Source organism: Bacteroides sp. D1, from assembly GCF_000157095.2.
Lineage (GTDB): Bacteria > Bacteroidota > Bacteroidia > Bacteroidales > Bacteroidaceae > Bacteroides > Bacteroides xylanisolvens.
In genome coordinates this window covers 1-13,904 of record NZ_JH114333.1, presented here as the reverse complement: position 1 = coordinate 13,904, position 13,904 = coordinate 1, and the positions used below count along the sequence as shown (strand labels likewise).

The 13,904-nt window shown below is 42.7% G+C and carries 8 protein-coding genes; 7 read left to right on the top strand and 1 reads right to left on the bottom strand.

The window, feature by feature from the left end; genetic code table 11:
* Nucleotides 1-15: 15 nt before the first annotated feature.
* Nucleotides 16-2,451, bottom strand: a complete 2,436-nt coding sequence (thrA, locus tag BSAG_RS17455) for a bifunctional aspartate kinase/homoserine dehydrogenase I (RefSeq protein WP_004315263.1) — start codon at nt 2,449-2,451, stop codon at nt 16-18.
* A 401-nt stretch (nt 2,452-2,852) separates the two neighbouring features.
* Here thrA and BSAG_RS17460 point away from each other — a divergent pair, with 401 nt between their 5' ends.
* The 7 genes from BSAG_RS17460 to BSAG_RS17490 all read left to right on the top strand — a co-directional run bounded on the left by BSAG_RS17460 (nt 2,853) and on the right by BSAG_RS17490 (nt 13,187).
* Nucleotides 2,853-3,890 carry an asparaginase gene (locus BSAG_RS17460; protein ID WP_004315264.1) on the top strand — a complete coding sequence of 346 codons (1,038 nt, stop codon included), beginning with the start codon at nt 2,853-2,855 and terminating at the stop codon, nt 3,888-3,890.
* 103 nt (nt 3,891-3,993) lie between these two features.
* Nucleotides 3,994-5,193, top strand: coding sequence for an ATP-binding protein (locus BSAG_RS17465; protein WP_004315265.1), 1,200 nt, complete (start codon nt 3,994-3,996; stop codon nt 5,191-5,193).
* Between the two features lie 11 nt (nt 5,194-5,204).
* On the top strand, nt 5,205-6,572 hold the full coding sequence (gene radA, locus BSAG_RS17470) for a DNA repair protein RadA (protein WP_004315266.1): 1,368 nt from the start codon (nt 5,205-5,207) through the stop codon (nt 6,570-6,572).
* Between the two features lie 626 nt (nt 6,573-7,198).
* The gene (locus BSAG_RS17475) at nt 7,199-8,281 is read left to right on the top strand and encodes an acyltransferase family protein (RefSeq protein WP_004315267.1); all 1,083 of its coding nucleotides are present in this window, start codon (nt 7,199-7,201) and stop codon (nt 8,279-8,281) included.
* Nucleotides 8,282-8,359: 78 nt separating this feature from the next.
* The gene (locus BSAG_RS17480; protein WP_004315268.1) at nt 8,360-10,012 is read left to right on the top strand and encodes an NAD(P)/FAD-dependent oxidoreductase; all 1,653 of its coding nucleotides are present in this window, start codon (nt 8,360-8,362) and stop codon (nt 10,010-10,012) included.
* 16 nt (nt 10,013-10,028) lie between these two features.
* The gene (locus BSAG_RS17485) at nt 10,029-10,631 is read left to right on the top strand and encodes a response regulator transcription factor (protein ID WP_004306407.1); all 603 of its coding nucleotides are present in this window, start codon (nt 10,029-10,031) and stop codon (nt 10,629-10,631) included.
* A gap of 90 nt (nt 10,632-10,721) precedes the next feature.
* Nucleotides 10,722-13,187, top strand: coding sequence for a TonB-dependent receptor (locus tag BSAG_RS17490; RefSeq protein WP_004315269.1), 2,466 nt, complete (start codon nt 10,722-10,724; stop codon nt 13,185-13,187).
* Nucleotides 13,188-13,904 lie beyond the last annotated feature (717 nt).

The window sequence follows — 13,904 nt, the reverse complement described above, 5'->3', positions numbered from 1 at the left end:
TAGTTCTTCATTTAATTAAACGTTTGCGATGCTCATGATGTCGGCAAATACTCCGGCAGCGGTAACTCCGGCGCCGGCACCGTATCCCTGAATCATCATCGGATATTCTTTATAGCGTTCTGTAGTAAGCAGGATAATGTTGTTGCTGCCTTCCAAGCCGTAGAACGGGTGGTTGGCGCCTACTTCCTGTAAGCCGACAGAGGCTTTTCCGTTCTCCAGTTTGGCAACGAAACGCCAGTGTTTATTTTCTTTCTCCAATACCTGACGGCGGGCTTCAAAGTCTGCGTCGAGACTTGGAACACGTTTCCAGAAATCTTCCAGAGAACCTTCAAAGAAGTCATTGGGGACAAAGAGGTTCTTTTCAACATCTTCCTGTTCCAGACGGTATCCGGCTTCACGTGCCAGAATCACCAATTTACGGATGACGTCTTTTCCACTCAAGTCGATACGCGGGTCCGGTTCGGAGTAGCGTTCTTCCTGTGCCATTTTGATGGTACGGCTGAAAGGAATATCGGCGCTGATCTTATTAAAGATGTAGTTCAGTGTGCCTGAAAGCACTGCTTCAATCTTCAGAATCTTGTCGCCGCTATGAATCAGGTCGTTGATCGTGTTAATAATCGGAAGACCTGCACCTACGTTTGTTTCGAACAGATATTTCACACCACGTTGGCGGGCAATTGTTTTCAGTTCACGATAGTTTTCGTAAGCGGAAGAAGCGGCAATCTTGTTGGCTGCTACCACAGAGATATTGTGTTGCAGGAAATCTTTGTAAAGCGATGCGATATCGGCGCTGGCCGTACAGTCTACAAAAACGGAGTTAAAGATGTTCATTCCGATAATCTCGTCGCGGATGGTTTGCAGACTACTGTCTTTACCCTTTTCCAACAGTTCCTGACGGAAATTAGAAAGGTCGAAACCTTCACGGCTGAACATTGCTTTGGCAGCATCAATGATACCTACCACATGGAGTTTCAATCCGTTTTCCATCATGAGTTTCTGCTGTTGGCAACGAATCTGTTCTACGAGGCTGCCGCCTACTGTACCGACACCGCAGATAAAGAGGTTCAGTACCTGATATTCGGAGAGGAAGAAAGAGTCGTGAATGACATTCAGGGATTTACGCAAAGATTTGGAATCGACCACAAAAGAGATGTTTGTTTCCGAAGCTCCCTGTGCACAGGCAATTACGTTAATACCGTTGCGTCCCAGCGTACCGAAAAGTTTACCGGCGATACCCGGGGTATGTTTCATATTCTCGCCTACGATAGCAACAGTAGCTAAATCTCTTTCCGCAAGAATCGGAGAAATCTCGCCCATCTCTATTTCTTTCGCAAATTCCTCGTTCAGCACTTCACAAGCCAGGTCGGCATCGGCATTACGCACACCGATAGAAGTACTGTTTTCCGATGAAGCCTGCGACACGAGGAATACGCTGATTCCGTTCTTAGCCAATGCTTTAAAGATGCGGTAGTTTACACCGATCACCCCCACCATACCGAGTCCCTGAACAGTTATCAGGCTGGTGTCGTTGATGGAGGAAATACCTTTGATAGCCTTGCTCTGCGGGTTGGAAACTTCTTGTTTGATAACCGTTCCCACTCCGTCCGGATTGAAGGTATTCTTTATTATAATAGGAATATTCTTGTGACATACGGGATAGATAGTCGGCGGATAAACCACCTTTGCACCGAAGTTACAAAGTTCGGTCGCTTCTACATAACTCAATTCCGTAATGGTATAAGCAGTTGAAATGACACGCGGGTCAGCCGTCATAAATCCGTCTACATCGGTCCAGATTTCCAGACTTGCCGCATCCAGAGCCGCAGCAATAATGGCAGCCGTATAGTCCGAGCCACCACGTCCGAGGTTCGTCACATCTCCTGTCGTTTTATCCGAAGAGATGAATCCCGGCACCAGTGACACTTTAGGGATAGACTGGAAAGCCTCTTTCACCAACTTATTAGTCAGGTCAGTATCCAACGTGTGTTTACTATGTTTTCTTTCGGTCTTGATAAAAGTGCGCGAATCGAACCATTTTGCTCCGTCAATCAGTTCGGTAACGATGATGGATGAAAGGCGTTCACCATAGCTGACGATTGTATCCGAAGTCTTCGCGGAAAGGTCTCTAATCAGATAAATTCCCTGGAAGATGTCCTTCAACTCGTTCAGCAGTTCGCCAATCTGACGTTGCAACGACACTTGCTTTTCTCCGGCAGGAATCACCTCCTTAATCATCTCCACATGACGGTAAACGATTTCGCGGAACTCGCCCTCGTATGCTGAATCTCCTGCTGCCGCCATCTTTGATGTATTTATCAATTTGTCAGTGATGCCTCCCAATGCGGAAACAACTACAATTACCGGCTCACTTGCCGACTCTACAATTCTCTTTACGCTTAAAATGCTGTTCACGGAACCTACGGACGTCCCGCCGAATTTCATTACTTTCATGAAGATACTTATTTAAATGCAATGTCCTGCAGTTTACTTTTTACAGAACGATTGGTTGTTTACGAATAAAATTGAAATTGAATTTTGCCTGCTTATACAAGCGTGAATCACGTAGATACACAAAAACTATCCATTAACCCCTAAGGGTCATGGTACACATGGATGTGACTGTATGTGGATAGTACTTCATCATAGTCCTTGTTTCTACTCTTGTTTTTGATAAGTGTCGCAAAAGTAATAATAAAAACGTTCAATCTATCACTTTTTTCGGTTTTTTTCTGATAAAAAGAATCTTCCGTCTTCTATTCGTCCTGTCATCCGCCTTTACTTTTATGACATTTTGCTACTTATATATCAAATATATTATTATATTTGCGAAAACAATCGCACAAAATCAGCTTATGAATCCATTAAATACTTCCGTATTGCTAATATACACCGGTGGAACAATTGGCATGATCGAGAATGCCGCGACAGGTGCTCTGGAGAACTTTAACTTCGAGCAACTGCAAAAGTATATCCCCGAACTGCAAAAGTTCAACTTCCCGATTGACACCTATCAGTTTGATCCTCCAATGGATTCGTCGGACATGGAACCGGATATGTGGCGGAAGCTGGTACGCATCATTCATGAAAATTACGACCGCTACCACGGCTTCGTCATCCTGCACGGAACGGATACGATGGCTTACACTGCTTCTGCATTAAGTTTTATGCTCGAAGGGCTCGATAAACCTGTTATCCTCACAGGTTCACAACTTCCCATAGGTGTACTCCGCACGGACGGAAAGGAAAATCTGATGACCAGCATCGAGATTGCCGTCGCACAAAACAAGGAAGGGAGAGCGCTCGTACCGGAAGTGTGCATCTTCTTTGAAAATCATCTGATGCGGGGAAACCGCACAACCAAGATGAATGCGGAAAACTTCAACGCGTTCCGTTCTTTCAATTACCCGGTATTGGCGGAAGCCGGAATCCATATCAAATATAATAATGTGCAGATTCACGTAAATGGTGAAGAGCGGGAATTGAAGCCTCATTATCTCCTAGATACCAATGTTGTGGTACTGAAACTCTTCCCGGGCATCCAGGAAGATGTGATTGCCGCCATTCTGGGGATTGACGGATTGAAGGCTGTCGTGCTCGAAACATACGGTTCGGGAAATGCTCCCCGGAAGGAATGGTTCATACGTCGGCTTTGTCAGGCCAGCGAACGTGGAATTGTGATTGTCAACGTGACGCAATGCAGCGCAGGAATGGTAGAGATGGAACGTTATGAAACGGGCTACCAGTTGTTGCAGGCAGGTGTTGTCTCCGGATACGACAGTACGACGGAGTCTGCTGTGACGAAATTAATGTTCTTACTGGGACATGGATATACAGCGGACGAGGTGCGCGACCGGATGAACCGTTCGATGGCAGGAGAGATAACTCTGTAAATTCCCTGTTTGTTTTACGCATTGAACAGATTTTATCTGAATTTGTTTTGCGCGTTGAACAAATTATGTCTATTTTTGTATTCCATAGAAAACAAATAAAGATATGGATACACTAATCAGAAGATACAAAAGGTTATTAACAGCTACTTCCACGACCTATATCAGAAGCCTGATGAATACAATCAATTGGGATAACCGTCTGATTGCTATCCGGGGAGCTCGCGGAGTTGGGAAAACAACTTTAATGCTTCAATACTTAAAACTTCATTATGCCAATGATAGCCAAAGTGCCTTATATACAAGTTTAGATAGTCTGTATTTCACACAGCATTCTCTTAGCGAACTCGCCGAACAGTTTTACCTGAAAGGAGGTAAATGCCTGTTCTTGGATGAAGTGCACAAATATCCGTCATGGAGCAAGGAAATTAAAAATATATATGATGAGTTTCCTGAACTGAAAATAGTATTCACCGGGTCATCCTTACTCCAACTGCTGAATGCGGAGGCCGACTTGTCTCGTCGATGCATATCATATAATATGCAAGGGCTATCCTACCGTGAATATCTGAATTTATACCATCAGATTGACATCCGCCCTTACACGCTGGAAGAGATATTGGACAAAAGTGATGGAATTTGTAATGAAGTGAATTCCCAATGCCGTCCCCTCGCCTATTTTGAAGACTATTTGAAACATGGATACTATCCTTTTTATTTGGAAGGAAATGCGGAATACTACACACGTATCGAAAATATAGCCAACCTGATACTCGAAATCGAACTTCCCCAGCAATGCGGAGTGGACATCAGTAACGTGCGAAAACTAAAAAGTCTGCTGGGAATCCTCTCCTCCGAAGTGCCTTTTATGGTGGACATCACTAAACTCTCTGCTATGGCAGAACTTTCACGTACTACTATTTTGGCCTATTTACAGTATCTGGACAGAGCTAAATTAATCCACCTTCTTTATTCGGATAATGACTCTATCAAAAAGTTACAAAAACCGGATAAGATTTATATGGAAAATACCAACCTGCTTTATGCATTGACCTTTAAAGATGTAAACAAAGGAACATTGAGAGAGGTGTTCATGGTAAACCAACTCGCCTATCAACATCGTGTGGAATATTGCACGCGTAGCGCAGACTATACGATAGACAGTAAATATACGATAGAAGTTGGCGGGAAAAGCAAAGACGGGAAACAGATAGCTAACAGTAAACAAGCATTTATTGCCGCAGATGATATTGAATATTCGGCCGGAAATAAGATTCCACTCTGGGCATTCGGATTTTTATATTAAAGAAAGAGAATATGGCAAAAGAGAAAACCGTATATGTATGCAGTAATTGCGGACAGGATTCACCGAAATGGGTGGGTAAATGTCCGTCGTGTGGAGAATGGAATACGTATGTTGAGGAAATCGTACGGAAAGAACCTACCAACCGCCGTCCGGTGTCGGGCATTGAGACACAGAAACCCAAACCACTGGCACTTAGCGATATTGAAGCGGACGACGAGCCACGCATCAATATGCACGATGATGAATTGAATCGCGTATTGGGTGGCGGACTTGTGCCGGGTTCTCTTGTCCTGATAGGCGGTGAGCCGGGAATCGGTAAATCCACGCTCGTCATGCAGACCGTACTGCACATGCCGGAAAAGAAAATCCTTTATGTGTCCGGTGAAGAAAGTGCACGGCAGCTTAAACTCCGTGCCGACCGTCTCTCTGATACTTCCAGCGATTGCCTGATTGTTTGTGAGACTTCGCTCGAACAAATTTATGTGCATATCAAGAATACGAATCCCGATTTAGTGATTATTGACTCTATACAGACTATTTCCACCGAGAGTATCGAATCATCTCCTGGAAGTATTGCGCAAGTCAGAGAGTGTTCGGCATCTATTCTTCGTTTCGCGAAAGAAACGCATACTCCTGTGTTGCTGATCGGTCATATCAATAAGGAAGGAAGTATTGCAGGACCTAAAGTGCTGGAACATATCGTAGATACCGTTCTTCAATTTGAAGGCGATCAGCATTATATGTATCGTATTCTGCGCAGTATCAAGAATCGTTTCGGCAGTACGGCAGAGTTAGGGATTTATGAAATGCGTCAGGATGGGTTGCGCCAGGTGAATAATCCTTCCGAGCTTTTGCTTAGTCAGGATCATGAGGGAATGAGTGGAGTGGCTATTGCTTCCGCTATCGAAGGAATCCGCCCGTTCTTGATCGAGACACAGGCTTTGGTCAGTTCTGCTGTTTATGGAAATCCTCAACGTTCGGCAACCGGTTTCGATTTAAGAAGAATGAATATGCTGCTGGCTGTTCTCGAAAAACGTGTCGGATTTAAGTTGGCACAGAAAGATGTGTTCCTGAATATTGCCGGAGGACTGAAGGTGAATGACCCGGCTATCGACTTGCCGGTTATCAGTGCCATCCTTTCGTCCAATATGGACGCAGCCATTGAGCCGGAAGTTTGCATGGCGGGAGAAATCGGATTATCGGGAGAGATACGTCCTGTGAATCGAATTGAGCAACGTATCGGTGAAGCCGAGAAATTAGGTTTTAAACGGTTCTTGTTGCCAAAATACAATCTGCAGGGTATCGATACAAAAAAGTTAAAGATAGAATTAGTGCCTGTGAGGAAAGTGGAAGAAGCATTCAGAGCTTTATTCGGATAAGCAATAAACTTCTACCTCTGCTACTCATAAGATAAAACATTTCCACATATATAATATTAATAGAATATCTCAATCTTTTTAACAACACCTATTTTATAGCATCAACGCAATAGATAAAAAGAAATAAAATTGTATATTTGCACAATTATAATTAAAACGAGAAACAAAAAACAGTAAGCTTTAATTCTGACATATTAGTATTTGCTATTATTTCTTGTGTAGTAAAACGACCAAATAAAAAGCTCGAAAGAAATAAACTTGGTGAATACACCTTCAACGGGGTGTGTTCCTACGGTTTATTTGGTTCGGGCTGGGTGCTTGGTCGTACCTTCTACATTCTGAATAAATACGAGGTCACACCTTTTTTATGCCCGAATACAACCCCCTTAAAATTGCATAGCCTATGGTATAAATTTTCAATCTTCTTATAATAGAATATTGCTTCACAACATTTCTCCGATAGAAAAACGACCAATTTATTCTAAAGCCCAGAGAAAGGTATAGGTGAATGCATCCCGTTTTATTTTGTTACGAACTGGGTGCGTTTCGCTTTGTATACTTCCCTCCAGAGAAAAGATACAAAGTGGAGCGCACTTTTTCCATAACAAATTAAAACTTATTAAACAATGACAGACGAAGAGCTTCAATCAAAAAGCATCGATTTCCTCCGCTTTCCACTAATTGTAGGAGTAGTGCTAATTCATGCACATTTTTCCAATGTAATTATGAATGGTGTTAATGTTAATATATTGCATGAATACTCATGCCCGATATATGATACAACATCTTATTTTTTTTCAGAACTAATTGGCCGTATTGCCGTTCCACTGTTCTTTTTCATTTCTGGCTTTTTATTCTTTTACCGATCGAAGGAATTCTCACTATCAGTATATAGACATAAATTAAAGAATCGTGGACGCTCTATCTTGCTCCCCTACTTATTTTGGAACCTAATGATTATTTCATATTCCATTCTCATACAAACGATTCCGGGACTTTCGTCAAGTACCAATCAGTTAATGGATATGTATTCATTGACTGATTGGTTAGATGCTTTTTGGAGCATAAATGGAGGATGTCCTATTTGTTATCAATTCTGGTTTTTACGCGATTTAATAGTTATGATACTTTTTTCCCCGTTGATATATATACTTGTGAAATACTTCCGTTGGTTTAGTGTCTTTGTATTAGGAGTATTGTGGTATTTTAATTGGTGGTTCTCTCTTCCCGGATTTAGTATAGCAGCCTTTTTTTTCTTCTCTGCAGGAGCTTGTTTCAGTGTTAAAAACTGTAATTTTGTTGCATTGCTAAAGCCTTGCCTATTGCCTTCGGCAATGTTTTATTCTCTATTGGCGCTTGTATGCATATATTTTAGGGAACAACCATGGATAAACTTTATCCATTCATTGAGTATTCTTACAGGTATTGTTCTTGCCATTTCTCTATCAGCCCACTTTATAGAACGAAGAATGTGGACTGCAAATACTTTCCTTGTAGGTGGCGCTTTTTTCATTTATGCCTTTCATGGTATACCATTAGGAGTTATCTTAAAATATACCCTTAAATACCTTCCCGTTTCAAACGATATGATATTTTTGAGTATTTACTTTTTGAGTGCAGGATTTATCATTCTTACAAGTTTGGGAATTTACAGTCTATTGAAGAAATGGCTTCCCCGTTTCTTAAGTGTTGTGACAGGGGGACGCTAAAGATATAGTTTGAAATCAAGTGTTGTATGGCTATAACACTTGATTTTTTTTGATACCTTTGTAGCAAATTCTAAATCGATGATACAAGAATACCAACTCCGCATCCTTCCCGAAATCGCAGCAAACGAACAGCGATTGAAAGAATATCTTTCTAAAGAAAAAGGTTTGAACCTGCGTGACATCACTGCTACCCGAATCTTGAAACGAAGCATCGACGCACGTCAGCGGACTATCTTCGTCAATCTGAAGGTACGGGCATACATTCGTGAGATGCCTAAGGATGACGAATACGAACATACTATATATAATAAGGTAGAGGGAAAACCGCAAGTGATTGTCGTGGGTGCAGGTCCTGGCGGACTATTTGCAGCCCTGCGTCTCATCGAACTGGGATTACGTCCCGTTGTTATCGAACGCGGAAAAGATGTGCGCGAGCGAAAAAAAGATTTAGCACAGATCAGCAGGGAACACACGGTTGACCCGGAATCGAATTACAGTTTTGGCGAAGGGGGTGCAGGAGCTTATTCGGATGGGAAACTCTATACCCGGAGCAAGAAGAGAGGGAATGTAGATAAGATTCTGAACGTATTTTGCCAGCATGGAGCTTCGACTTCGATATTGGTGGATGCGCATCCGCATATCGGAACAGACAAATTGCCACGTGTCATTGAAAATATGCGGAACACCATTATCGAATGTGGCGGAGAAGTACATTTCCAGACACGAATGGATGCATTGATTATTGAGAACGATGAAGTCAAAGGTATCGAAACAAATACAAGAAAGACTTTTCTCGGACCCGTGATACTGGCAACCGGACATTCGGCGAGAGATGTATATCGTTGGCTGGCTGCGAATCATGTGGCGATTGAAGCGAAAGGCATTGCAGTCGGTGTCCGTTTGGAGCATCCGGCAATGTTGATCGATCAAATACAATACCATAATAAGAATGGACGGGGCAAATACCTGCCCGCTGCTGAATACAGCTTTGTAACACAGGCAGAAGGCAGAGGAGTATATAGTTTCTGTATGTGTCCCGGAGGTTTCATCGTTCCTGCCGCCAGCGGACCGGAACAAGTGGTAGTAAACGGCATGTCTCCTGCCAACCGTGGGTCACGGTGGAGTAATTCGGGAATGGTAGTGGAAATTCAACCGGAAGATTTGGGAAATGAAGAATTAAAAATGAGGAATAAAGAATTGGCTGCGCAACAAGATGAACAGCTGATGGCACTAAACCCGAATTTGAAAAGTTCACAACTTTCAGAGATTAATTCACAGTTACTATCTGTTCTTCACTTTCAAGAGGAATTGGAACGTCAATGCTGGTTGCAGGGAGGCAGACGACAGACTGCTCCGGCACAACGCATGCTGGATTTTACCCGCAAGAAATTGAGTTACGATCTGCCCGAGTCATCCTATAGTCCGGGATTGATTTCGTCTCCACTTCATTTCTGGATGCCATCATTTATTAGCAAAAGGCTATCTCTTGGTTTCCAACAATTCGGACGAAGCAGTCACGGATTCCTGACAAATGAGGCAGTAATGATTGGTGTGGAAACACGAACTTCTTCCCCCGTTCGTATCATACGCGATAAGGATACTCTACAACATGTCACCGTTCGCGGATTATTTCCTTGCGGAGAAGGCGCAGGCTATGCCGGAGGAATTGTGTCTGCCGGGGTGGACGGCGAACGATGTGCAGAAGCAGCAGCCAACTATTTCAATCATTAATTAAACTTACACTAAAATGAATTATCAACCCGAAATAGCAATCGTAGAAGCCAATACATTGACCTGTCTCGGTCTGAAAGGAATCCTGGAGGAAATGATTCCTATGGCAACCATACGGACTTTTCATCACTTCAGCGAACTGATGGACGATACTCCCGATATGTATGCCCACTATTTCATTTCCGCACAGATTTACGTGGAGCACAATGCTTTCTTTCTCCCCCGGAAACGAAAAACGATTGTATTGGCAAGCGACAGTCCGCAATTCCAACTGTCCGGCGTACCTGTACTCAACATTCACGAATCCGAAGAAGAGCTGGTGAAAAACATATTGAAACTTCACCAACATGCTCACCATGACGGTTATCCGGTAAAAGATATGCCACCCATGCCTCCGATGCAGCCTCATCAGGAAATTCTATCCGCCCGTGAAATAGAAGTGCTCGTACTGATAACCAAAGGATTAATCAACAAAGAAATAGCAGATAAACTGAATATCAGCCTGACTACCGTTATCACTCACCGAAAAAATATCACGGAGAAATTAGGCATTAAGTCCGTCTCCGGGCTGACTATTTATGCTGTAATGAACGGATATATCGAAGCTGACCGAATCTGACCTCTTAAAAAATAAGTCATAATCCTAATAAATGAGGATTGACCGTCATCTATATTTGCCGTTACTTTGCACCAGATAAATTAACAGCAGATGAAGACAAAGAATATTATGATTGCCCTCACGCTCCTGACGACAGGTACAGCATGGGCGGAAGATTTCCCGAAAGACTCACTAAAAATAGTAGACATCGAAGAAGTGGTAGTGATTGCCACTCCGAAAGAGAATCGTAAGTTGCGTGAATTACCGGTGGCAGCCACTGTTTTATCGCAAGATAATATGCGCGCCAATCAGGTGAACTCTGTGAAAAACCTGACAGGCATCGTCCCTAATCTGTTTATCCCCGATTATGGTTCCAAACTGACCACTTCCATTTATATCCGCGGAATCGGCTCACGTATCAACACTCCGTCCGTAGGACTTTACGTAGACAACATCCCTTATATCGACAAATCCGCTTTCGACTTCAACTATGCTGATATCGAACGTATTGACATTCTCCGAGGACCACAAGGTACTCTCTACGGACGTAATACGATGGGAGGACTTATCAAAGTGCACACAAAATCGCCTTTCACTTATCAAGGTACTGATATCCGCATGGGAGCAGCGACCTACAATAATTATAATGTGTCACTCACCCACTATCACCGGACATCCGACCGCTTCGCTTTTTCTACCGGAGGTTTCTACGAACACACAGGTGGCTTCTTTGAAAATTCGGCAAGAAACAACGAAAAGGTAGACAAGAGCAATGCCGGTGGCGGACGTTTCCGTGGTATTTACCTGCCTACTTCGAACCTGAAAATAGACATGGCCCTTAGCTATGAATATAGCGATCAGGGCGGATATCCGTATTACTATACCGGGATTACCCCCAGTGCGATAGCTAAAGCGAAAGAAAATGGTAAAGAAATGACAGAAGACCGTGCCGATTATATCGGAAAGATTTCATATAACGACCGCAGCAGTTACCGCCGTGGATTGCTCAACTCCGGTGTTAACATCGAATATCAAGCCAATAACTTTATATTAAGTGCCGTGACAGGTTATCAGAACCTGAACGACCGCATGTTTCTCGATCAGGATTTCACAGAAAGAGATATTTTCAATATTGAGCAAAAGCAGCGTGCAAATACCATTTCCGAAGAGATTGTATTGAAAGCCAAACCCGGAAAAAGATGGCAATGGGCTACGGGCGCTTTCGGATTCTATCAATGGCTGCATACTACGGGACCTGTTTTGTTTAAAGAAGAAGGAGTGAAGTCGGTCATTGAAAACAACGCCAATGCAGCTTTTGAAGAAGTATCTGCCAAACCCGGAGCTCCCACCATGGGAATGACCGTACATAACCCGTCATTAAGCGTAGGAGGAACTTTCGATACCCCGACTCTTAGCGGTGCACTTTATCATCAGTCTACTTTCAACAACTTGTTCATAGAAGGACTGTCCGTTACAGCCGGCCTCCGGCTCGATTACGAGAAAATCAGTATGAAGTATAATTCTCTTAGCACTCCTATCGACTTTGGTTTTGATTTTCACTTAGCTATGGGACCCAACCAAATAAACTTGTCTGATCAGAATATGAAAGCCCCTGCCTCTTTCGTTGGCAAGCTCTCTACTGATTATGTACAGCTCCTACCCAAATTTGCTATTCAATATGAATGGAAGAATCAAAATAACGTTTATGCCACCGTCACCCGGGGATATCGTTCGGGAGGATATAACATCCAAATGTTCTCTGACTTATCACAAACAGAATTGAAAAATTCGATGATGAATGCCATCAAAGAAAGTCCGACAATAGGGCAAGATGCCACCTGGGGAAAAACCATCATTAATATGATGAACCAAATGGTACCTACAAAAGAGATTGATGTAAAAGCGTCCACCACTTACAAACCCGAATATTCGTGGAACTACGAAGTAGGTAGTCACCTTACTCTATGGGAAGGAAGACTTTGGGCTGACGTCGCAGCATTCTATATGGATACCCGCGACCAACAACTCTCCCAATTTGCAGAAAGTGGTCTGGGACGTATCACGATCAATGCAGGAAAAAGCCGTAGCTATGGTGCAGAAGCAGCCCTTCGTGCCAGTGTGACAAAAGAACTTAGCCTGAATGTCAGTTACGGATATACGTATGCCACCTTTACGGATTATGTAATCACCGAAGAGCAAAAAGACGGCACTTTTAAAGTAACCGCAGATTATAATGGCAAATATGTTCCCTTTGTCCCCAAACATACCTTAAATATCGGAGGAGAATACGCCATCACCTGCAGTCCGCGCTCTATCTTCGACCGGGTTGTATTCCAAGCTAATTATAACGCTGCCGGACGTATCTACTGGACTGAACAAAACGATGTCAGCCAATCTTTCTATGGCACACTCAACTGGAGAACGAATCTGGAAATCGGTGACGCAATGATTAGTTTCTGGGCACGCAACTTCTTGAATAAAGAATATGCCGCCTTCTATTTCGAAACAATGAACAAAGGTTTTATGCAAAAAGGACGCCCAATGCAATTTGGAGTAGATCTCCGCTGCCGGTTCTAATCATTTTCACTCATAGAGATATTATTGGTTCTTCTTCAAATTCCGTGCTAGTAAAGCTCATTGAAAGGTTGATGGATAAAGGGATATCGGCATATTAGAAATAGCAAATAAATTATCCAAGCTATATGCATCTTAAAGTACCCCGGAATAGCCATGAATAAGGTTATTGAACATAAATAAGTAGCACGGAATTTGATTAAGAACCTATTATTTAGTCATTTTATTGTCAGCTAAAGATTTTATCCATATAAAACAATGATTATCAACCCATTGACACCTGACAATAAGTGCTGACAATAACCCAAAAACAGGCTGACAATAAAAGATTCGGACTTTTATTGTCAGCCTGTCTCTTATAGATTGATGGCATGGAATACGTGATAGAAGAACGTATGCCTCTATGAAGTATGCATTATAAAGTCGTTATACTTAATTAATCCAATAGGCATTGTTCTCTTAACCCTGTAAGCATTCGGTCACGTGCGTGTTTGTTTCCCTTCTTTTCCTTCCTACCTTTGTGTCTTCATTACAATCTTAATCCATTATGTGTTCAGTATTAGTATTTTCTAGCGAAAGTGATAAACTACGTAGCCTTTTTTCCGAGTCTAACCATTTTGATTCGGTTCTTTTCATATTTGATGGTGGTCGTCGTTATAAAGTTTCGGCTTCCAGCCTTGGTATCCATTCCCCTCAGGACCTACTTCTCCCTTTAGGCCT

Bases quoted from the DNA above. Each gene is read 5' to 3' on its own strand.
- BSAG_RS17485 (WP_004306407.1), top strand. From the start codon at position 10,029: ATGAATTATCAACCCGAAATAGCAATCGTAGAAGCCAATACATTGACC.
- BSAG_RS17460 (WP_004315264.1), top strand. From the start codon at position 2,853: ATGAATCCATTAAATACTTCCGTATTGCTAATATACACCGGTGGAACA.
- thrA (WP_004315263.1), bottom strand. From the start codon at position 2,451: ATGAAAGTAATGAAATTCGGCGGGACGTCCGTAGGTTCCGTGAACAGC.
- BSAG_RS17480 (WP_004315268.1), top strand. From the start codon at position 8,360: ATGATACAAGAATACCAACTCCGCATCCTTCCCGAAATCGCAGCAAAC.
- BSAG_RS17490 (WP_004315269.1), top strand. From the start codon at position 10,722: ATGAAGACAAAGAATATTATGATTGCCCTCACGCTCCTGACGACAGGT.
- radA (WP_004315266.1), top strand. From the start codon at position 5,205: ATGGCAAAAGAGAAAACCGTATATGTATGCAGTAATTGCGGACAGGAT.
- BSAG_RS17465 (WP_004315265.1), top strand. From the start codon at position 3,994: ATGGATACACTAATCAGAAGATACAAAAGGTTATTAACAGCTACTTCC.
- BSAG_RS17475 (WP_004315267.1), top strand. From the start codon at position 7,199: ATGACAGACGAAGAGCTTCAATCAAAAAGCATCGATTTCCTCCGCTTT.